We start from the raw sequence: 19,026 nt of genomic DNA, 5'->3' as shown, positions 1-19,026 counted from the left end.
GACGGTTTCCTCGGATGTGCCGCACTACTGACGCAGATAGCGACCGCTGCAGGCAACCGCCAGTAGCAACGGGATCAACACGCCGATAGCCAGCGACAAACTGCTGAGGTGGGAAATCAAGCCGATCGCCGCTGGCCCCATGAGAATCCCCGCGTAGCCCAACGAGGTCATCGCCGGAATGGCCGCGCTCTGCGGCATGCTGGTCTGCCGCCCGACTGCGGTGTAGAGCACCGGCACGATGTTCGAGCATCCTGCCCCGACCAAGGCATAGCCCAGCAGCGCCGCCGGCCAGGCCGGTACCCATAGCGAAATCGCGATACCAGCGGCAGCACAGGCACCGCCGAGGATGGTCACCCGCGCCCCACCGAGGCGGTTGACGATGGCATCGCCCGTCAGCCGGCCCACGGTCATGGTCGCGGCGAAGGCGGCATAGCCGAGGCCAGCATAGCTGGCGTCCATGTGCCGCTGCGACACCAGAAATACCGCGCTCCAGTCCAGCATCGCACCCTCGGTGAGGAATACGATGAAGCACAGCACGCTGAGGAACAGCACGATGCCGTGAGGCACGGCGAACAACGGTCCGTCGCTGGCACTGCCAAACGGCAGCAGATGCGCTGCTGCGCGATAAAGCGCCACCAGCAATACCGCCACTACTACCAGGATGGCGATCAGCGGCGTCAGGCCTGCGCTGAGCAGCCCCGTCACGCCCGCTGCCCCGATGATCCCGCCGAGGCTGAACAACCCGTGAAAGCCCGACATCATGGCCCGCTCGCTGGCCTTCTCGACAATGATCGCCTGGATATTGATCGCGCAGTCGAGCATTCCCATGGCGGCGCCAAACACCAGCACCGCCGCCACCAGTGCCGACAGGTTGGAAACACTGGCCAGCAGCGGCAGCATCAGGCAGACCAACAACCCGGCAACGCTGATCACTCGGCGGCAACCCAGCCGTGCCGTCAGGTAGCCGGCCAGGGGCATGGCCAGAATGGAGCCACCGCCCAGACACAGCAGCACCAGGCCCAAGGTTCCATCGTCGATGCCAACGCGCTGCTTGGCCAACGGCACCAGCGGCGCCCAACTGGACATGGAAAAACCGGTGACGAAAAACGCTACGCGGGTAGAAAACTGTTCGCGTTTGCCGGGCAACGCCCGTGAATGGGAGGTCGTAGAGGACATGGGTCAGCCTTGACAGCAGTGACGCTCACCAGCGCCACGATGGAAAAAATGCAGGAGGCAGCATCGATCTGTAGCGCGCGGCTTGCCCCCCACGAGTCATGGGCATAAGGGCCCGCCACGCGCAATCAATACCCAGCGCGCAGCTCAATCGCTACAGATGACTACCTTCCTGTCGAGCAAATGAACCAGAGAACCGCGCCGGATATTATCGTGTTGTTCATCAACAGTGGCCGAACTTGCGCGGCCCAGAACGATCAGTCACTGAGGTAACGACCACAAAGGCCCTCCCCGTGTTCAGTCTGAAACGTAACCTCGCGTTGTTGGCAATACTCCTCTTTAGTACCCATTTACTGGCCGCTGCACCGGCCGCCCCCGCCGCCGCGCCAGCTCCGGCCACGAGCGCTACAGACAAGACCGCTGCGGCCGAAGATGACAAATCGGCGTTGGTGCAGGGTGGCTTGCTGGGTGCTATCACCACAGGGCTGGACACCGTGCAGGATCAACTGTCGATCGACAACAACGTCCTGGACGCCTGGCGGTTGCGCACCGATCGTGCCGCTGACGAAGTCGACACCTTGATCAGCAAACATTCAAATCGCCCGTTCACCCGTTTGGTGGCGGATTTTTTCATCCTGACCTTGAGCTGGCTCGCCACCTTCGCAGTCCTGGCCAGCATTGGCCGCTGGCTGCGCAAGCGTGCCGGCAGCTCGAAGTTTTTCCGCGCACGCGTCCGCATACTGGGGCTGCTGGGCTATCTACTGGCGTGGACTTTACCGGCCATGGCCAGCCTGCCCGTGACTTTGGCAGTGAGCCATCAGTTGGACCTGTCGGTGACCCGTGCCCTGGCCTTGTGCCTGGCCTACTCCACCACCAGCGGGATTTTTTCCACCACCCTGATCCTCTGCGTCATCACCCTCTTCGATGTCGGCCACAAGCACCGCGCCGTGCAGATATTGCGCAATTACGCGCCCCTGCGCCTGTTTGCCATCGGCTTTCTGGCAGCGTTGAGCGATGCCTTCGACAGCCCGCAGATCGCTCGTCAGTTTGGCGGCAACCTGGCCAGCAGCCTGGCGGTGTTCACCGGGCTGGTCGCGACCTTGATGTTCGCCGCCTTGGTGATCCATGTGCGCCGGCCGGTGGCCCACCTGATTCGCAACCGTCCGCTCAAGCAGCGTCACGAACACCCCGCCATCCAGGAGACCCTGCGAATTTTTTCGGGCCTTTGGTACTGGCCGATCCTGTTGATGATTCTGGTTTCGCTGGTGCATTTGATCGGTGCCCAGGAGAACAGCCAGGCCACTCTGCAGCGCGCGTTGATGACGACCGTGCTGCTGGTCAGCGCGGTGTTCGCCAGCACGCTGATGCATCATGTGTTCCGGCCCCATGAACAGGTCGCCGCCGAGCAGATCCGGCCTTACCGCGAGCTGCTGCGCAGCCTGTTGCATGCATTGTCGCGCATCGCCATCGCTGTGGCGTTCATCGAAATCCTCGGGCGCATCTGGGGTGTATCGGTACTGGCCTTCGCCGCCAACAACAGCTTCGGCCGGGCCATCAGTAATTCGCTGAGCAGCATCGGCCTGATCCTGCTGGTGACCTGGCTGCTGTGGGTGGTGATCGACACCGCCATTCAGGAAGCCCTCAAACCCGCGGTTGGCAAGCGCAGCACGCGCCAGCCCAGCACACGGGTCAAGACCATCCTGCCCATGATGCGCAACGCGGTGAAGATCGTGCTAGTGGTGATCTGCACCATTACCACCATGGCCAATCTGGGCATCAACGTCGCGCCACTGCTGGCCGGTGCCGGCGTGGTCGGCCTGGCGATCGGCTTCGGCTCCCAGCAACTGGTGCAAGACGTGATCACCGGGCTGTTCATCCTGATCGAAGACACTATCGCCATTGGTGATTGGGTCGTGCTTGACTCCGGCCATGCGGGCACCGTCGAAAGCCTGACCATCCGTACCCTGCGCCTGCGTGACGGCAAAGGCTTCGTGCATTCGGTACCGTTCGGGCAGATCAAGGCCGTCACCAACCAGTCGCGGCAGTTCGCCTATGCGTTCTTCTCGGTGCAAGTCAGCTACGACAGCGATATCGACGAAGCCCTGCAGATCATTCGCGACGTCGGTCAGCAGATCAGCGAAGACTTACTGCTCAAGAACAACCTGCAAGGGCCGCTGCAAGTATTCGGGGTCGACAAGATGGACCTCAGTGGCATCACCCTCACCGCGCAGTTCCGCACTATTTCCGGCGGCCAGTACGGCGTCAGCCGCTCGTTCAACGAGCGCTTGAAGAAGTCCGTGGATCAAACCGACAAGGTCAATTTCGCGCAGTATTATCCTGGGACCTTGGCGCTGCCGGCGCCGAGCTGAGCCATTGCTGCTCGTCCCAGGTCAACGGAAATCCCGACTGCGCACATCGAGGCCATGCAGCAAGGGTGTCATGTCCTGCAGATGGCCGGCGATCACGTGGCACACCTCGCCCACGCGCTCCAACCGGCCACGCACTTGCAGCAGCTGCGAGCCTACCAGCACGCGGCGCTGGCGTTCGGCCAAATCGCGCCAGACCACCACATTGATCATGCCGAACTCGTCTTCGAGGGTCACGAAGGTCACCCCGCTGGCGGTACCGGGTCGCTGGCGACCGACCACCAGCCCGGTCACGATCACTGGCCGGCCATGTTCGACCTGGGCCAGCGCCTGGGAGCTGCGACAGCGCAGGGGCTCCAGACGAACGCGCAACAGAGCCAACGGGTGCGGGCCCAGGGTCGTACCGACGCTGGCGTAATCGGCGTGCAGATTTTGCCCTGTGCTGGGCACGGGCAAGGCGACAGGGGCTTCCTGCACGGCGGCCACGTTGGCGAACAGCGGCAACTGCGCCTCGACACTGGCCACCTCCCAGCGCGCCTGATGCCGATGCCCGGCCAGTGCGCGCAAGGCGCTGGCATCGGCCAGACGCTCCAGTGCTGCCGGCTCCAGGCGCGCCCTTGCGGCAAGGTCATTGACGTCAGCGAATGGCTTTTGCGCCCTCGCCTGGGCGATCCGCCGGCCGTCGTCCTCCCTGAAACCCTTGATCATCCGCAAGCCCAGGCGTATGGCCGGCTGCGCTTCACCGTGATCCTCCAGCGAACAATCCCAGTCACTGTGCAACACATCCACAGGGCGCGTCTGGATGCTATGCCTGCGGGCATCCTGCAGCACCTGGTCCGGGCTGTAGAAACCCATGGGCCAGCTGTTGATCAGGGCGCAGGCGAAGATCGCCGGTTCATGGCATTTGAGCCAGCAACTGGCGTAGGTAAGCAAGGCGAAACTGGCCGCATGGGACTCTGGAAAACCATAGTTGCCAAAGCCCTTGATCTGCTCGAAGATGCGCGCCGCGAACGCCTCGGTGTAACCACGGGCGAGCATGCCTTCGGTGAGCCGCAACCGGTGCGGTTCAAGCCCGCCGTGGCGCTTCCAGGCGGCCATCGAGCGGCGCAACTGGTCGGCCTCGCCGGGGGTATAGCCGGCGGCGACGATGGCCATTTCCATGACCTGTTCCTGGAATAGCGGGATACCCAGGGTGCGCTTGAAGACCTTTTCCAGTTCAGGGGACGGATAGTCAACAGCCTCTTCGTTGTTGCGCCGGCGCAGGTACGGATGAACCATGTCGCCCTGGATCGGCCCCGGACGGACGATGGCGACTTCGATCACCAGGTCGTAGAAGGTCCTGGGCTTGAGGCGCGGCAGCATGGCCATCTGCGCCCGCGACTCGATCTGGAACACCCCGACGGTGTCGGCGCGGCTGATCATCTGGTAGGTCTGGGCACATTCTTGAGGCACGCTGGCCAGGTCCAGCCTGAGGCCGCGATAAGCGTGCAGCAGATCGAAGCTGCGCCGCAGGGCACTGAGCATGCCCAGCGCGAGGATGTCGACCTTGAGCAAGCCCACGGCATCCAGATCATCCTTGTCCCACTGGATGACGGTGCGGTCGGCCATGGCGGCGTTTTCAACCGGCACCAGAGTGTCCAGCGGATGCTCGGAGATCACGAAACCACCGGGGTGCTGGGACAGGTGCCGGGGGAAGCCGATCAACTCGCCGGTCAGCGCCAGCACTCGGCGCAGCAGCGGACTCTCGGGGTCGAAGCCGGCCTCCTGCAGGCGTTCTACCGGGGGTATGTCATCACTGTAGCGGCCCACGCAATCGGCCAGGGCGTTGACCTGATCGGGCGGCAAGCCCAGCACCCGTGCGACGTCACGCACTGCGCCGGCACCGCGATAGCTGCTGGCCACGGCTGTCAGCGCCGCACGCCCGCGGCCGTAACGCTGGAACACATACTGCAGGACTTCTTCGCGGCGCTCATGCTCGAAATCGACGTCGATGTCCGGCGGCTCGTTGCGCTCGCGCGAGATGAAGCGCTCGAACAGCATGTTCTGGTGGACCGGGTCGATGGCGGTGATGCCCAGTGCATAGCAGACCACCGAGTTGGCCGCCGAACCACGACCCTGGCAAAGAATGCTGCGCTCCTTGGCGAAGCGCACGATGTCGTGCACGGTGAGGAAATAACTCTCGTAATGCAGGTCGGTGATGGTCTCGAGCTCTGTCTCGATCTGCTTGCTTACCTTGTCCGCCATGCCCTGCGGCCAGCGCTCCCTGGCGCCGCGCGCGGTCAGTTCGCGCAGCCAGGAACTGGCCGTCTGGCCTTCGGGTACCAATTCGCGCGGGTATTCGTAGCGCAACTGGCCAAGATCGAAGCAGCAACGCCGGGCGATCGTCTGCGTCTGCTGGAGCAATGGCGCAGGATACAACTCGGCCAGCGCCGCCAATGGCCGCAGGTGGCGCTCACCGTTGGCGAACAGGCGGTGGCCAGCTTCGGCCACCCGGGTGTGATGACGGATGGCCGTGAGCGTGTCCTGCAGCGCCCGGCGCCCACGGGCATGCATGTGCACATCACCGGTGGCCACGGCCGGCAACCCCAGGCGCAACGCCTGGGCCAGCCAGCGCTGCAGGCGCTCGCCATCCTCGGCGCCGCGGTGCAGGCCGATGCCCAGCCACAGACGGTCGGCGAACAGCGTCTGCAACCACAGGCCGTGGCTGTCATCTGCATCGGCGCTCGGCAGCCACAACGCCAGCAAGCCGGACAGGTCAGTCGCTACGAAGTCTTCACGCAAGGAGCAATATTCGCCCTTGGCTGCCCGCCGGCGCGCCAGGGTGATCAACCGACACAGTGCTTGATAGCCTTGCAGGTTTTCGACCAGCAAGACGATCTTCGGCCCTTCATGCAGCTGGATTTCGCTGCCGACGATCAGCATCAAGTCTACGGCCTGGGCCGCCTGCCAGGCCCGCACGATACCTGCCAGGGTGCATTCGTCGGTGATTGCCAAGGCACTGTAGCCTTGCGCCTTGGCACGCTCGAACAACTCCCGGGCACTCGAAGCGCCGCGCTGAAAACTGAAGTTGGACAGGCAATGCAGCTCGGCATAGGCCGGGGGCGGCACCACAGCCGGGGGTTCGCTGGGCACGGAGGCTTGCCGTGCACGACCGATGCGTTGCAGTGCAACGACGTTCATCCGAACCACCCTTGCAACCACCACTGCTGCGGTGCGGCCACTGGCCGATAGACCCAGGCGCACTGCCCCTCGGGGGTTTGCAGCCGGTAATAATCGCGACGCACATCGGCGCCATCCCACCAGCCGGTCTCGATGCGCTCAGGGCCACTCAGCAACTGCCCGGCGTATTCACTCAATGCTTGAGGCTCGCGCAGCAGCCAGCCAGGCCGCGGGGTGGGTAATGCCTGTGGATAGCCCTGCCCTTGTTCAGCCAACAGCCAGGCACACTCCGGACGATGATCGGCCTGTGCGCACAGCCCCTGCACGGCGGCATCGCCCAACCTGGCGCGCAAGCGTTCGCGCAACTGCTCCCAGGGCTGGGACTGCTGCGTGCGCTCATCGAAGAGTTCGCGACGGGTCGGCACGAAGCTGGGCAACTGCTCGGCCACCAGCCGCACGCTGCGCACCGGGCACGGCACCTGGACATGCTCGAGGCGCCCGCGGGCCAACTCGAACAACAGGCCCGGATCGCGCTCGGCGGCCAGCAGGCCCACGGGGATGAGGGTATCAGGCTGTTCGGCATGCTCCAGGTGCAGGTTGAAACGCTGCACACCGCCATCGCGCCCCGTCAGGAAAGCACCGAGATCGCCAATCAGGCGCCGCAGCGGAAACAACAAGGCCTGGTGCGATTCCACATCGAAATTGAGCTCAAGGCGGGTATCGAAGCGGTCCGGGGGCACATAGCATTCCAGCGCCATGGGCCGCTGCCCCAGCAAGGTGTCGAGGTGCACCAGCACATCCTTGGCGAAGCGCCGGGCCAGGGTGTCGCGGGGCAATGCCAGGACCTGTTCGACACAGTGCAGGCCCATGCGCACAAAGGCGGTGGACACCTCGGGCGCCAGGCCCACGCGATCGATGGGCATTTGCCCGATATGCGCTTGCAGCATGGCCTCATCCACGACCGCCAGACCATCGTAGACATTGGCCAGCATTCGCGCGGCCATGGGGTTGGGCGCCAGCACGACCCGATGACTAAAGCCCAGGCCCTGCAACTCCTGACGCAAACGAGCCTCGAAGCGCGCCCAGGGCCCGAACAGATTGAAGCCCGACTGCACTTCCAACAGCAGGGCGCGAGGGAAATGCAGGCTGACCTGGGAACTGAAACCATAACCCCAGGCTGCCAGTAGTTGCTGGCAATGGTCGATACGCGCCGGGTCATGCTCGGCGCAGGTAAAGCCTTTAGCCAAGGCCTGAGCGGTGCTGAGCAACTGACCTGCCCGCAGCCCCAATGCCTTGGCAGGCGCATTGACGGCCTGCAGCACGCGTCGCTGCGTCGGCCCGCTCAGCAGTACAAGCGGCTGGGTCGGGTCTTCGTGGCGGCGCGAAACGTCATCCAGCGCCAACTGCGGCAGGAGAATGCAGGCCCAGAGCATGCGCGCCTCACCCCGCCCGATCACAGGCAATGGGTGCAGCGGGCGCTACGCCACCGCGGCATTTGAGGACCCGCCATTGCGGGGGTTGCAGCTCGATCATCAGGCGCAAGGCGGCCGGTGAAGCATTGACGGCGGCCGCTTGAGGCCGGCAGGCGAATGCCAGCGTCTGACCGTTTTCGGCCGCCACCTGCAACCGGCGCAAGGCCTTGTCATCGGCATGCATCGGCCAGCACAACACAGCGCCGCAACTGCCTGAGCGCAAGCATTGCTCGGCGGCCCACAAGGCATCCTTGCCCTCGGCAGCGATCACCGATAAATGCCGCAACTCGACGCCCGCCGCCTGCCAAGCCGGCGCATAGGGCACATGGGGCGGTCCCACCAGGACCACACGTTCGCCACTGGCAGTGAGCCGGGCCAGGGAGGGCCAGAGCAACTGCAGCTCGCCACAGCCATGGGCCGGCAGCAGAAGTTCGCTGAGTGCCGAAGCCGGCCAACCGCCACTGGGCAACACCGCATCGAGGGCTGCATGGCCGGTAGGTTGCTGGCCACTGATCCTGGGGGTGGCGCGGCCTTTCCACAGCCGTCGTTGATCAAGCAACCCCTCGAGACTGGTCACGGCACCCGCCATATGCGCAGCCGAATGGCTTGCCGCAGTGCCTGCCAACGCGCCGATCATCGCCGCACCAATCCGCAAAAAATACCTTCGATGATGAAGTCCTGCCCCGGGCCGACATCAATGGGCGCATAGGCCGGGTTGCGCGGCAACAGGCGAATACCGTCGTCATTCAGCTCGAAGCGCTTGATGGTGACCTCGCCTTCGAGCCGCGCCACCACAATCTGGCCATTGCGCGCCTCGGCCTGGCGCTGCACGCCCACCAGGTCGCCATCGAGGATGCCGTCTTCGATCATCGAGTCGCCCTCGACCCGCAACAGAAAATCCGGGGCGCGGGCGAACATGCGTGGATCGAACAACAAATGATCGTGGATCTGGGCATCCGGCTCGATCGGCCGCCCGGCCGCCACGCGCCCCAGCAAAGGGATCTCCAGTAAAGCGTTGCGCGGGGCTTGATCGAGCAGGCGGATACCCCGCGCCTGGCCTGCCCGTACTTCGATATAGCCGGCCTCCGTCAATGCCACGATGTGCTTGCGGGCCACGCTGCGGGAGGCAAAACCGAAGGCTTCGGAGATTTCCGCCAGGCTCGGCGACTGCCCCTGATCGTTCAGGCGTTGGCGGATGAATTCGAGAATGGCGCTGCGGCGCTGGGATAAAATAGTCATGGAGTACATTTGTACTCTTTTGCGATTTGATTGACCAGCGCCTTTGGTCGTTCATCGGCAATGATGACGCCCCAGCCCCGCCTGGAACACCACTGAGGTCACTACTTGATTGCGTTCGCTGTACCTGAGTAAGTGAAAAGTCATGCGATCAGGGGTGTCAGCCTGGGGGCTGTATCGATTCAGTCATAAAAATACGGTTTTGCCCCCCTATTGTCGGTGGCTTACCGGCCGATACGCCCCCTAATGACCACTACACTCGGATCGAGGCTCACTCCCATGTCGCTGCGCAGTATCGGCATCGCTACCCGCGCTACCCTAGGTTTCGGCATCATTGCCGTGCTCGTGCTTTTTCTGGGCATCATGAGCCTGCGGCAGATGTCGGAACTCAACAAGAACGCCATCGACATCGCGCAGAACTGGCTCAAATCCACGCGTATACTTGGCGAGCTGGCCGACACCACCACGCGCTTCAGGACCATGAGCTACTTCATCCAGGTCAACCGCAGCCAGACCGATATCGACAAGGCCGACGCCCGCATCGAGACCCTCACCCAACAAGTGCGCGGCTTGATGGCGGCCTACCAGCCCACCATCAGCAGCCCCGCCGAGCAAGGCCTTTACGATGATCTAAGCAAGGCCCTGAACAGCTACATCGGCGCACAGGACCGCCTGCGTGCGGCGTCCAAGGCCAAGCAGGAGGACGTGATCCCCGACATGATCAACGGCGACCTGAAAACCTACTCCGATCAGATGTCGCCGGTGCTGGTGAAGCTGATCGAGCTCAACCGCAAAGGCGCCGACGCTGCCGTGATCGACTCGCAATCCGACTACGGTGACGCCAGGAACCTGGTGATCGGCGTGCTGGTGCTGGTCGCCGCCATGACCGTCCTGCTCGCTATCCTGCTGACGCGCAGCATCGTCGGGCCCTTGAATCGGGCGGTCAAAGTCGCCGAAGACGTGGCCAACAGCGACCTGAGCAAGAACGTCGAGGTCGATGGCGACGACGAGGTGTCGCGTCTGCAACAGGCCTTGAGCACCATGCAAGGCAACCTGCGCAGCACCATCCAGCGTATCTCCGGCTCTGCTACACAGCTGGCCTCGGCCGCCGAAGAGCTCAACGCCGTGACCGAAGAAGGCTCGCGCGGCCTGCAGCAGCAGAACAACGAAATCGACATGGCGGCCACTGCGGTCAATGAAATGACCGCCGCCGTGGAAGAAGTCGCCAGCAACGCCGTGACCACCTCCGAGGCCTCGCAGCAATCCTCGGCCGCCGCCTTGCAAGGTCAGCAGCGGGTCAGCGCCACGGTCAGCGCGATCTCGCAGATGAACCAGGACGTCGAAGCCACCTCCGAGCAGGTTCGCAAGCTGGCCGGGCAGACCCGCGACATCGGCAAGGTGCTGGAAGTGATCCGCGCCATCGCCGAACAGACCAACCTGCTGGCGCTCAACGCCGCCATTGAAGCGGCCCGTGCTGGTGAAGCCGGGCGCGGCTTCGCAGTGGTGGCCGACGAAGTACGAGCCTTGGCGCATCGTACGCAGCAGTCGACCCAGGAAATCGAAACCATGGTCAGCGGCATTCAACAAGGCAGCACCCAGGCGGTGACGGCCATGGAAAACAGCAGCAGCAAGGCGCAGAGCACGCTGGAAACCGCTCGCGGCGCCGGCGATGCCCTGGAAGAGATCACCCGCAGCATCAACGAGATTTCCCAGCGCAACCTGGTGATCGCCAGCGCGGCCGAAGAGCAGGCTCAGGTCGCCCGCGAAGTCGACCGCAATCTGGTGAATATTCGCGACCTGTCGATGCAGAGCTCGGCCGGTGCCCATCAGACCACCGCCGCTAGCCAGGAGCTGTCACGCCTGGCGCTGGATCTGAGCCAGATGGTCAATACCTTCAAGGTGTGATAGGCCCTCTGCAACGAGGGGGCTTGCCCCGTAAATATTCGCCCTGTGCATTGCCTGCGGCTGAAGAATTTTCGCGGGCAAGGCCCCTCGCTACAGACATGGCCGCGCTCTGTTAGGATAACCGTCCCTTGTTTTCCATGACGGATCCGCGCCCATGCTTGCTGCGTTGCTGTTCGACCTCGATGGCACCCTGACCAATTCCGACACCCTGCACCTTGTGGCTATTCAGCAGTTGCTGCTGGAAGAAGATGGCCGCTCGTTCACCGAGCATGAATTCGAACAACACTGCGCTGGCCGCGCCAATGCGCAGATGTGCATGAACCTGTTCCCACAGCGCAGCATCACCGAACACCAGGCCTTCGCCGATCGCAAGGAAGCGCGGTTTCGCCAGCTGGCGACCCAGCTGGAGCCTATCCCTGGCGCCACCCGCTTGCTCGATTACGCCGAGCAGCACGGCATCGGCATGGTGGTGGTCACCAATGCACCGCGGGCCAACGCTGATCACATGCTTGCTGCTCTGGGCTTCAGCGAACGGCTGGCACGCGTGGTGGTGGCCGAGGAGCTGCCTCATGCCAAGCCGCATCCGCTGCCCTACCTCACCGGGCTTGAAAAGCTCAAGGCAGAAGCCCACGTGGGCATCGCGTTCGAGGATTCGATCCCGGGTCTGACGGCCGCCAAGGCCGCAGGCATCTTTACCGTGGCACTGGCGACGACTCAAAGCCCTTCCGCGCTGCAGGCAGCAGGCGCGGATCTGGTGATCGATGACTACAACGACCCGCGCTTGTGGGCGCATATCGAGCAGATGCACAGTGCCTGAAAAGGCGCTGTAGCGACGGTGCCTGGCGCGAAGATAGCGCGTAAGGCACCTGCGTAGTGGCAGATGCAATATCGCAGGCAGCCACCTCGATACACTGCACCAGTTATAAACGCATGCCCACCGCCAACCGATTGAAGGCGTTCATCAACGACACGGCAAATGTCAGGTCGGAAATTTCCGCATCGGTGAACAACGCTTTCAAAGGTTCAAACAGCTCATCCGGGGCGCCCTGCCCCGACACATGGGTCAGCGCCTCGGCCCATGCCAGCGCCGCTCGCTCGCGCAGGTCAAACAGCGCGCTGATCCGCCAGCCCGCCAGGCAATCGAGTTTGCGCTGGGCCATGCCGCTATCGCGCAAGGCCTTGGCATGCATCTCCAGGCAGAAGGCACAGCCGTTGATCTGCGACACCCGCAAGTACACCAGCTCGACCAGAGGCAGGCCCAGTGGGCTGTCGGTCAAGGCTTGGCTGGTGTCCAGCAGGCCTTGGTAGGCGGCGGGCGAAAGGGTCGAAAACGGCAAGCGCAGCTGGCTCATGATGAAGCTCCGGTTGGTAGAAAGTGTGCTCACTCTAGAGCGCCTATGGCCTATGCTGTAGAGCCAAGAATCGTCATAACGACTAGGCCATAGCCCCCATGCCCAGCTCTGCGGACCTGCCGGTCTACCGTCAACTCTATCTGCGCTTTCGCCAATCGATCGCCGAAGGCCGTCTGCGTCCCGGCGACCGGGTGCCCTCAGTGCGCGCCCTGGCCGCCGAGTTGAACCTGGCGCGTGGCACGGTGGACAGCGCCTACCAGCTGTTGATCGGTGAAGGCTACCTGCTGTCGCGCGGGCCTGCGGGCACTGTGGTGTCCCCGCAGTTGCAGGCCAGCGCGCAAACCCTGGCGCCGTCGCTGCCACCTGCTGCGATGCCGTCGCTGATGCATGGCGGTGGCGCGCCCCTGGCCTTGCAGATGGGCCTGCCGGCACTGGACCTGTTCCCGCGCAAGACCTGGAACCGCCTGGCCAGCCGCGAACTGCGTCGCAGCGGCATCGACGGCCTGGTCTATCCCGATGCCCGCGGGCTGCCGCCCTTGCGCACGGCGGTGGCCAGTTACCTGGGGATTTCGCGCGGGATCGTCTGTGCACCTGAGCAGGTGTTCATCGGCGCCGGCTATCGCGCCTGTCTGCAGTTGATCTGCACCGCCGTGCTGCAACGTGGCGATCGCTGCTGGTTCGAAGATCCGGGGTATTTCATGGCGCGTCGGGTGCTCGAAGCCGCCGACATCGAGCTCATACCGGTTCGCGTCGACGCCCATGGCCTGGACATCGACGCGGGCCTACAAGCGGCCCCCCAAGCCCGCTGCGCGCTGGTCACGCCCACGCACCAGAGTCCTCTGGGCGTGTCGCTGTCCCTGCCGCGACGCCAGGCTCTGCTGGACTGGGCCAACCGCCAGGGCAGCTGGATCATCGAAGACGACTACGACAGCGAATACCGCTACCACGGCCGCCCATTGCCAGCACTCAAAAGTCTTGATCGCGAGGGCCGGGTGCTCTATTGCGGGACTTTCAGCAAGGTATTGATGCCGGGGCTGCGCCTGGCCTATCTGGTCGTGCCGCCAGCCCAGGTCGAGCGCTTTTCCGCGGTCGCAGACGCCTTGCACAACCATTGCCCGCAACTGTTGCAGGCGACCGTGGCGAGGTTTATGGAGGACGGGCACTTCGCCCGCCATCTGAACAAGACCCGCAGCCTTTATGCCCAACGCCGTCAAGGCCTGAGCGACGCTTTGCAGCGCGAGTTCGGTGCACAGTTGCAGATCGACGCTCAGGCCGGCGGCATGCACCTGCTCGCACGCTTGCCTGCCGGGACTGACGATCAGGCCATCGTGGCAGCGGCGCGCAAGGTGGGGTTGTCGATGGAGCCGTTGTCGACCTGGTATTTGCGAGCACCGCCCTGCCCCGGGCTGCTGATGGGCTTTACCAACGTCGCCGATGCGGTCCAGGCCAGCGATGTAGCTGCGCGACTGCGTAGCGTTTTGTAAGATAGGCGGCCATTCAACCGGAGGAGACTTTCATGGGTGCCATGCCATCCGCTGTGCGTTGCGTCGTGCTGTCGATCGGAGTCGCTATGGCAGGCAATGCGCTGGCCGGCGAAGAGTCTCAACTGATCGAGTCCATCAATGCCTACCGCAGCCAGCCGCAGCGTTGTGGTGAAAGCGCCTCGCCGGAATTGCCGCCGCTGTCGGCGGACCCGCGCCTGGTGCTGCCGGCCAGCGGTGTCGGCGACCTGCAACAGGCCATGACCAAAGCCGCCTACCCGATGGTCAATGTGCAGGCCATCAGCCTGTCCGGGCCGCGCGATGCCGCGTCGGCGATGACCGCCATTCAGCAGACCTTCTGCAAAGTGGTACTCGATCCACAATTCGTCGACATCGGCGTCAGTCGCCAGGACCGCGACTGGCGCATCGTCCTGGCGCGGCCGCTGCTCAGCGCGCGGCTGGGGGATTCGGCCAGCGAAGGCCAACAGCTTCTGAACCTGGTCAACAGTGCCCGCGCCCAGCCCCATCAGTGTGGCGCTCAACCGTTCAACGCCACCAGCCCGCTGACCTGGAACGCTCAACTGGCCAGCGCCGCTGACGGTCACAGCCGTGACATGGCCAACAAGAACTACTTCGATCACAAGGATCGCGACGGCTACATGCCCGGCGACCGCGCTGAACTGGCCGGCTACGTGCCCAAGGAAATCGGTGAGAACATCGCCGCCGGCCAGGACAGCGCCCGCAAGGTGGTCGACGCCTGGCTGGCCAGCCCGGGACACTGCGCCAACCTGATGAATCCGCGGGTCAATGAGTTGGGGGCCGGGTATGCCACAGACCCGAAAAGCGATGCCGGGATCTACTGGACGGCGATGATGGGGGCGCAATAGGTGATGGGCAGAATCAGCCGTGGCTGAACATGCCCGTGCTGTACAGCCGCACGGCTGCGAGTGCCATGCCGATGCAGAACGCCTCGATGCCATAGGCCGTCCGAGCCGCCGCGCCCAACACTCCTCCTGGCCCAATCCGCAAATCCCGACCATAGTTGAAGGCTCGCCCACCCTCGCTCACGGAGTGCTGCATGGAACGTCTCACCGCCAAAGACTTCGCCCCTGAACTGCTGGAGCTCTACGACTACTACGCCCATGGCAGGATCAACCGTCGGCAATTTCTCGATCGCGCGGCAACCTTTACCGTAGCCGGCATGAGTGCCAGCGCTCTGTTGGCCTCGCTCAGTCCCGACTATGCACTGGCCGAGCAGGTAGCCTTTACCGATCCGGACATCGTCGCCGAATACATCACCTACCCCTCGCCCAAAGGCAACGGCCAGGTGCGCGGCTACCTGGTGCGGCCGGCCAAGCCCAGTGGCAAGGTTGGCGGTGTGGTGGTGGTGCATGAAAACCGTGGACTCAACCCCTATATCGAAGACGTCGCCCGGCGCGTGGCCAAGGCTGGCTTCATCGCCCTGGCACCCGACGGCCTGACCTCGGTGGGCGGCTACCCAGGTAACGACGACAAGGGCCGCGAGCTGCAGGAAAAAGTCGACCCAGGCAAGCTGATGAACGATTTCTTCGCGGCCATCGAGTGGTTGATGCAGCATGACGCCAGCACCGGCAAGGTCGGCATCACCGGTTTCTGCTATGGCGGTGGCGTGGCCAATGCGGCGGCGGTGGCGTACCCGGAACTGGCCGCGGCGGTGCCCTTTTACGGCCGTCAGCCGGATGCCAAAGACGTCGCCCGCATCAAGGCGCCCCTGCTGCTGCATTACGGCGAACTCGACACGCGCATCAACGAAGGCTGGCCTGCCTACGAAAAAGCCCTCAAGGCCGATGGCAAGACATACGAGGCGTTTATCTATCCGGGCTGCAATCACGGCTTTCACAACGATTCGACACCCCGCTACGACAAAGCCGCAGCGGAACTGGCGTGGAATCGCACGATTGCCTGGTTCAAGCGCTATCTGGCTTGAGGCGCGGCACCTGAGGGCGTCGGCAGCCCTTACGGCTGTGGCGTCTCACCGCGATCGCTTTCCACCACAAAACCAGTATCGATACTCACCACCACCGACAACCCCGGGCGCAAGCGTTGCGCCTGGGGTTGATCGGCATCGACGCTGATGCGCACCGGCACTCGCTGGGCAATCTTGACGAAGTTGCCGGTGGCGTTATCAGCCTGCAACAGGCTGAACTCCGCACCGGTCGCCGGTGCGATGCGTTGCACATGGCCGCGCAGCCGCTGGTGGTCCAGCGCGTCGACCGTGAAAGTCACCGGCTGCCCGACCTGTACGTGATTCATCTGGGTTTCCTTGAGGTTGGCGATCACCCACAAGGTATCGGGCACCAACGCCATCAACTGCGTGCCGGCGCTCACATAAGCGCCGAGGCGCACACCAATCTGCCCCAGCTGGCCATCACGCGGCGCCGTCACGCGGGTGTTGGACAGGTTGATACGTGCCAGTTGCACCGCCGCCTCGGCGTTGGCGACCGAAGCCTGCAGCGAACCGCGATTGACCACTGTGCTACGCAGGTCCTGACGGGCGATCTCCAGATTGGCCTTGGCCTGAGTCACCGCCGCCAGCGCCTGGGCGTTGGCAGCGCGGGTCACATCGAGCTGGCTGCGGGACACCGAACCATCAGTGATCAGCGCCTGATTGCGGCGCAGGTCGGCGGCGCTCTTGTCAGCCTGCGCCTGAGCGTCGGCGATGGCGGCCTGGCGCAAGGCGATGGTGGCCTCGGCGCTGCGTTGCTGCTGGGTGTTGTTGTCCAGCGCGGCTTTTTGCACCTGCACCTGAGCCAGGGACTGATCCAGCTGCTGGGTGTAGGTGCGATCGTCGATGCGTACCAGCAAGTCCCCCGCCTTGACGAACTGAAAGTCCTGCACCGCCACTTCATACACATACCCGGAGGTCTCCGGGCTGATGACAGTGACCTGACCCTTCACCATGGCGTTTTCGGTGGACTCGATCTTGCTGCTGAACGGTGGCAGCTGCCAGGCGTAGAGCACGATCAGCACGCCGGCCAGGGCGACGCCACCGAACAACAAGGTCGACAGCAGCCGTGTGCGCCGCGAGCGCGGCTCGGTGGCCGCGGCTGCGGGGGGCGGAGTCTGTCCTTCCGGGGTGGCGGCGATGGCGTTGGTGGTCGTACTGGTCGGTTCGGTCATGAAGTGCGGGCGCCAGGGGTCGTGGTCGAGGTCGAGGTCGTCATAGGGGCCGCTGCGGCGGCTCTGCGAGTCGTGCTTTTGAGCCAGAGCACACGAATGCTCAGCCACACCAGCGTGAGGCTGGCGATAATCGCGATCAAGGCAAATACGTCGTTGTAGCCCATGATATTGGCTTCACGCGTGGCGGCACTGGCCAGTGAACTGGTGCCTTGCAGGTTGCGCGCCGCAGCATTGGGGATGCTCGCCAGGTAACTGTTGGCGCCGCTTTGCACTCGCGCGGCCACCAGGGGATTGTCCAGCACCAGGCGCTCGACGATGTAGCTGGAGTGGTATTTCTCCCGCACGATCTGATAGGTGCCCAGCAGTGCAGCGCCCGCCAGGCTGCCGAGGTTCTGGCTGATGCCGAACATCACCGAAAAGCTGACCAGATTGCGCGGATTGGTGACCACATTGCGCACCCCCAGGGCCATTGTCGGCCCAAGGAAGAATGTGCTGCCGAACGCCAGCAGGAATTGGCTCAGGTACATATTGGCCGGGCGCGTGAGGTTGTTCGAGAAGCTGTCCAGCGCCCCGCCGATCGCCATCATGCCCAGCGACACCAGCAGCGGCATGAACAAATGATCGGCGTGGATGGTCAGGGCGCTGGTCACCAGGCCAGCCACGGCGCCGATCAGCATCACCACGTACAAACTGTGCAACTGCTGGCTGCTCATGCCCAGGTACTGCATGAAACCTACCGCGCCAGTGGATTGTTCGGACGTGACCATGCGGATCAACAACACCGCCAAAAACAGGCGAAAGATAGGTCCACTGCCCAACCAACGGGTCATCAGCAGCGGATTGGTGCGGTTGTGCTCGATGCACAGGCCGGCCAGGATCAAGGCGATGGAAGCTGCCGAGGCCCAGCCGATCCAGGGGGCCTCCAGCCACCAGTCGATGCGCCCCAGCGACAGCACCAGGACCAGCAGCCCGACGCCGGTGGACAGCAAGGCGAAGGTGAGGAAGTCGAGGTTCTCGAACGTCTTGAAGCGGTCCCCCGGTGGCAGCTTGAGCAGCAACACGCAGCCCAGAGCAGACAATGCCAGGCCCAGTTCGAACAGATACAGCCCGCGCCATTCGGCGATCTGCAGCAAATCTTCGGAAAACAACCGGGCCAGGGGGATAGCCAATTGCGCCGTGCCCAATCCCAGTACCAGCGCCTTGAGCCGCCACTTGGCCGGGAAGGCCTGGATCATGTAATACAGGCCCAGCGAGCTGAGGGCCGCGCCGACCATGCCGTGGGCGGCCCGCACGGCAATTGCCGACTCCAGGTCGTTGACGAACAAGTGCGCAAAGGTCACCAACGCATACAGCGCCAGGAACACCTCGGTAAACGCGCGCAGGCCAAACTGCTGGCGGAATTTCACCAGCAGCAGGTTCATCGACACGTTGGTCATGACATAGGCCGCCGGCAGCCAGGCCATCTCCGCCGTGGTGGCTCCGAGCGCGCCTTGCAGGTAGACCAGATTGGCGGTGACCAGTGCATTGCCCAGGCCGCCGGTAATCCCGACCAGCAATCCGACGGCGGCAAAGGCATAACGTTTAGGGGTGGAATGCAGCGGCGTCGACGGCGAACCAGGCATGCTCGGCCGTTCGTGGGGTTGCCATTGGTGAGGGGCGTAGCGATCCATCCGGTGACCTTGTCGACGAGCGTGTATGCACACGCGTAGTAGACCTCAGGCAG

The 19,026-nt window shown here is 63.8% G+C and carries 15 protein-coding genes; 6 read left to right on the top strand and 9 right to left on the bottom strand.

The window, feature by feature from the left end:
- Nucleotides 1-24: 24 nt before the first annotated feature.
- Complete coding sequence (locus tag LIX93_RS02760; RefSeq protein ID WP_226502476.1) at nucleotides 25-1,176, bottom strand: MFS transporter; 1,152 nt, start codon at nucleotides 1,174-1,176, stop codon at nucleotides 25-27.
- Nucleotides 1,177-1,466: 290 nt separating this feature from the next.
- Between LIX93_RS02760 and LIX93_RS02755 the strand changes: the two genes are divergently transcribed.
- Entirely contained in the window at nucleotides 1,467-3,542 is a 2,076-nt protein-coding gene (locus LIX93_RS02755) for a mechanosensitive ion channel domain-containing protein (RefSeq protein WP_226502475.1), read from the top strand.
- 21 nt (nucleotides 3,543-3,563) lie between these two features.
- On the opposite strand, the gene LIX93_RS02750 is transcribed toward LIX93_RS02755, so the two are convergent.
- The 4 genes from LIX93_RS02750 to lexA are packed head-to-tail and all read right to left on the bottom strand — an operon-like array spanning nucleotide 3,564 to nucleotide 9,418.
- The gene (locus LIX93_RS02750) at nucleotides 3,564-6,719 is read right to left on the bottom strand and encodes an error-prone DNA polymerase (RefSeq protein ID WP_226502474.1); all 3,156 of its coding nucleotides are present in this window, start codon (nucleotides 6,717-6,719) and stop codon (nucleotides 3,564-3,566) included.
- Nucleotides 6,716-8,131 (bottom strand): DNA polymerase Y family protein, encoded by a 1,416-nt coding sequence (locus tag LIX93_RS02745; RefSeq protein ID WP_226502473.1) that lies wholly within the window; start codon nucleotides 8,129-8,131, stop codon nucleotides 6,716-6,718. Before LIX93_RS02745 ends, LIX93_RS02750 begins: the two co-directional genes overlap by 4 nt.
- A gap of 7 nt (nucleotides 8,132-8,138) precedes the next feature.
- Nucleotides 8,139-8,759 (bottom strand): translesion DNA synthesis-associated protein ImuA, encoded by a 621-nt coding sequence (gene imuA / locus LIX93_RS02740; protein ID WP_226502843.1) that lies wholly within the window; start codon nucleotides 8,757-8,759, stop codon nucleotides 8,139-8,141.
- A gap of 44 nt (nucleotides 8,760-8,803) precedes the next feature.
- Nucleotides 8,804-9,418 (bottom strand): transcriptional repressor LexA, encoded by a 615-nt coding sequence (gene lexA / locus LIX93_RS02735; protein WP_226502472.1) that lies wholly within the window; start codon nucleotides 9,416-9,418, stop codon nucleotides 8,804-8,806.
- Nucleotides 9,419-9,685: 267 nt separating this feature from the next.
- Between lexA and LIX93_RS02730 the strand changes: the two genes are divergently transcribed.
- On the top strand, nucleotides 9,686-11,311 hold the full coding sequence (locus LIX93_RS02730) for a methyl-accepting chemotaxis protein (protein WP_226502471.1): 1,626 nt from the start codon (nucleotides 9,686-9,688) through the stop codon (nucleotides 11,309-11,311).
- A 154-nt stretch (nucleotides 11,312-11,465) separates the two neighbouring features.
- A complete protein-coding gene (locus LIX93_RS02725; protein WP_226502470.1) occupies nucleotides 11,466-12,128 on the top strand; it encodes an HAD-IA family hydrolase in 663 nt (220 codons plus the stop codon).
- Between the two features lie 103 nt (nucleotides 12,129-12,231).
- Here the strand turns inward: LIX93_RS02725 and LIX93_RS02720 are convergent, their stop codons facing one another.
- The gene (locus LIX93_RS02720; RefSeq protein ID WP_226502469.1) at nucleotides 12,232-12,663 is read right to left on the bottom strand and encodes a carboxymuconolactone decarboxylase family protein; all 432 of its coding nucleotides are present in this window, start codon (nucleotides 12,661-12,663) and stop codon (nucleotides 12,232-12,234) included.
- 98 nt (nucleotides 12,664-12,761) lie between these two features.
- Here LIX93_RS02720 and LIX93_RS02715 point away from each other — a divergent pair, with 98 nt between their 5' ends.
- Nucleotides 12,762-14,147 (top strand): PLP-dependent aminotransferase family protein, encoded by a 1,386-nt coding sequence (locus LIX93_RS02715; RefSeq protein ID WP_226502468.1) that lies wholly within the window; start codon nucleotides 12,762-12,764, stop codon nucleotides 14,145-14,147.
- 32 nt (nucleotides 14,148-14,179) lie between these two features.
- Nucleotides 14,180-15,031, top strand: a complete 852-nt coding sequence (locus tag LIX93_RS02710) for a CAP domain-containing protein (protein WP_226502467.1) — start codon at nucleotides 14,180-14,182, stop codon at nucleotides 15,029-15,031.
- Nucleotides 15,032-15,044: 13 nt separating this feature from the next.
- Here the strand turns inward: LIX93_RS02710 and LIX93_RS02705 are convergent, their stop codons facing one another.
- The gene (locus tag LIX93_RS02705; RefSeq protein WP_226502466.1) at nucleotides 15,045-15,224 is read right to left on the bottom strand and encodes a hypothetical protein; all 180 of its coding nucleotides are present in this window, start codon (nucleotides 15,222-15,224) and stop codon (nucleotides 15,045-15,047) included.
- Here LIX93_RS02705 and yghX point away from each other — a divergent pair.
- Nucleotides 15,223-16,110, top strand: coding sequence for a YghX family hydrolase (gene yghX, locus LIX93_RS02700; protein ID WP_226502465.1), 888 nt, complete (start codon nucleotides 15,223-15,225; stop codon nucleotides 16,108-16,110). The genes LIX93_RS02705 and yghX overlap by 2 nt on opposite strands.
- A 29-nt stretch (nucleotides 16,111-16,139) precedes the next feature.
- Here yghX and LIX93_RS02695 read toward each other — a convergent pair whose 3' ends face one another.
- Nucleotides 16,140-17,303 carry an HlyD family secretion protein gene (locus LIX93_RS02695; protein ID WP_226502464.1) on the bottom strand — a complete coding sequence of 388 codons (1,164 nt, stop codon included), beginning with the start codon at nucleotides 17,301-17,303 and terminating at the stop codon, nucleotides 16,140-16,142.
- Complete coding sequence (locus LIX93_RS02690; protein WP_226502463.1) at nucleotides 17,300-18,973, bottom strand: MFS transporter; 1,674 nt, start codon at nucleotides 18,971-18,973, stop codon at nucleotides 17,300-17,302. The genes LIX93_RS02695 and LIX93_RS02690 overlap by 4 nt, the downstream gene beginning before the upstream one ends.
- Nucleotides 18,974-19,026 lie beyond the last annotated feature (53 nt).

Origin of the sequence: Pseudomonas sp. MWU16-30317 (genome assembly GCF_020515695.1) — a bacterium.
GTDB lineage: Bacteria > Pseudomonadota > Gammaproteobacteria > Pseudomonadales > Pseudomonadaceae > Aquipseudomonas.
This window is presented reverse-complemented; position numbering and strand designations above follow the sequence as displayed.

Coding starts and splice junctions, on each gene's coding strand:
- yghX (WP_226502465.1), top strand. CDS start 15,223: ATGGAACGTCTCACCGCCAAAGACTTCGCCCCTGAACTGCTGGAGCTC.
- LIX93_RS02760 (WP_226502476.1), bottom strand. CDS start 1,176: ATGTCCTCTACGACCTCCCATTCACGGGCGTTGCCCGGCAAACGCGAA.
- imuA (WP_226502843.1), bottom strand. CDS start 8,759: ATGGCGGGTGCCGTGACCAGTCTCGAGGGGTTGCTTGATCAACGACGG.
- LIX93_RS02750 (WP_226502474.1), bottom strand. CDS start 6,719: ATGAACGTCGTTGCACTGCAACGCATCGGTCGTGCACGGCAAGCCTCC.
- LIX93_RS02690 (WP_226502463.1), bottom strand. CDS start 18,973: ATGGATCGCTACGCCCCTCACCAATGGCAACCCCACGAACGGCCGAGC.
- LIX93_RS02705 (WP_226502466.1), bottom strand. CDS start 15,224: ATGCAGCACTCCGTGAGCGAGGGTGGGCGAGCCTTCAACTATGGTCGG.
- LIX93_RS02730 (WP_226502471.1), top strand. CDS start 9,686: ATGTCGCTGCGCAGTATCGGCATCGCTACCCGCGCTACCCTAGGTTTC.
- LIX93_RS02695 (WP_226502464.1), bottom strand. CDS start 17,303: ATGACCGAACCGACCAGTACGACCACCAACGCCATCGCCGCCACCCCG.
- LIX93_RS02710 (WP_226502467.1), top strand. CDS start 14,180: ATGGGTGCCATGCCATCCGCTGTGCGTTGCGTCGTGCTGTCGATCGGA.
- LIX93_RS02720 (WP_226502469.1), bottom strand. CDS start 12,663: ATGAGCCAGCTGCGCTTGCCGTTTTCGACCCTTTCGCCCGCCGCCTAC.
- LIX93_RS02715 (WP_226502468.1), top strand. CDS start 12,762: ATGCCCAGCTCTGCGGACCTGCCGGTCTACCGTCAACTCTATCTGCGC.
- LIX93_RS02725 (WP_226502470.1), top strand. CDS start 11,466: ATGCTTGCTGCGTTGCTGTTCGACCTCGATGGCACCCTGACCAATTCC.
- LIX93_RS02745 (WP_226502473.1), bottom strand. CDS start 8,131: ATGCTCTGGGCCTGCATTCTCCTGCCGCAGTTGGCGCTGGATGACGTT.
- lexA (WP_226502472.1), bottom strand. CDS start 9,418: ATGTACTCCATGACTATTTTATCCCAGCGCCGCAGCGCCATTCTCGAA.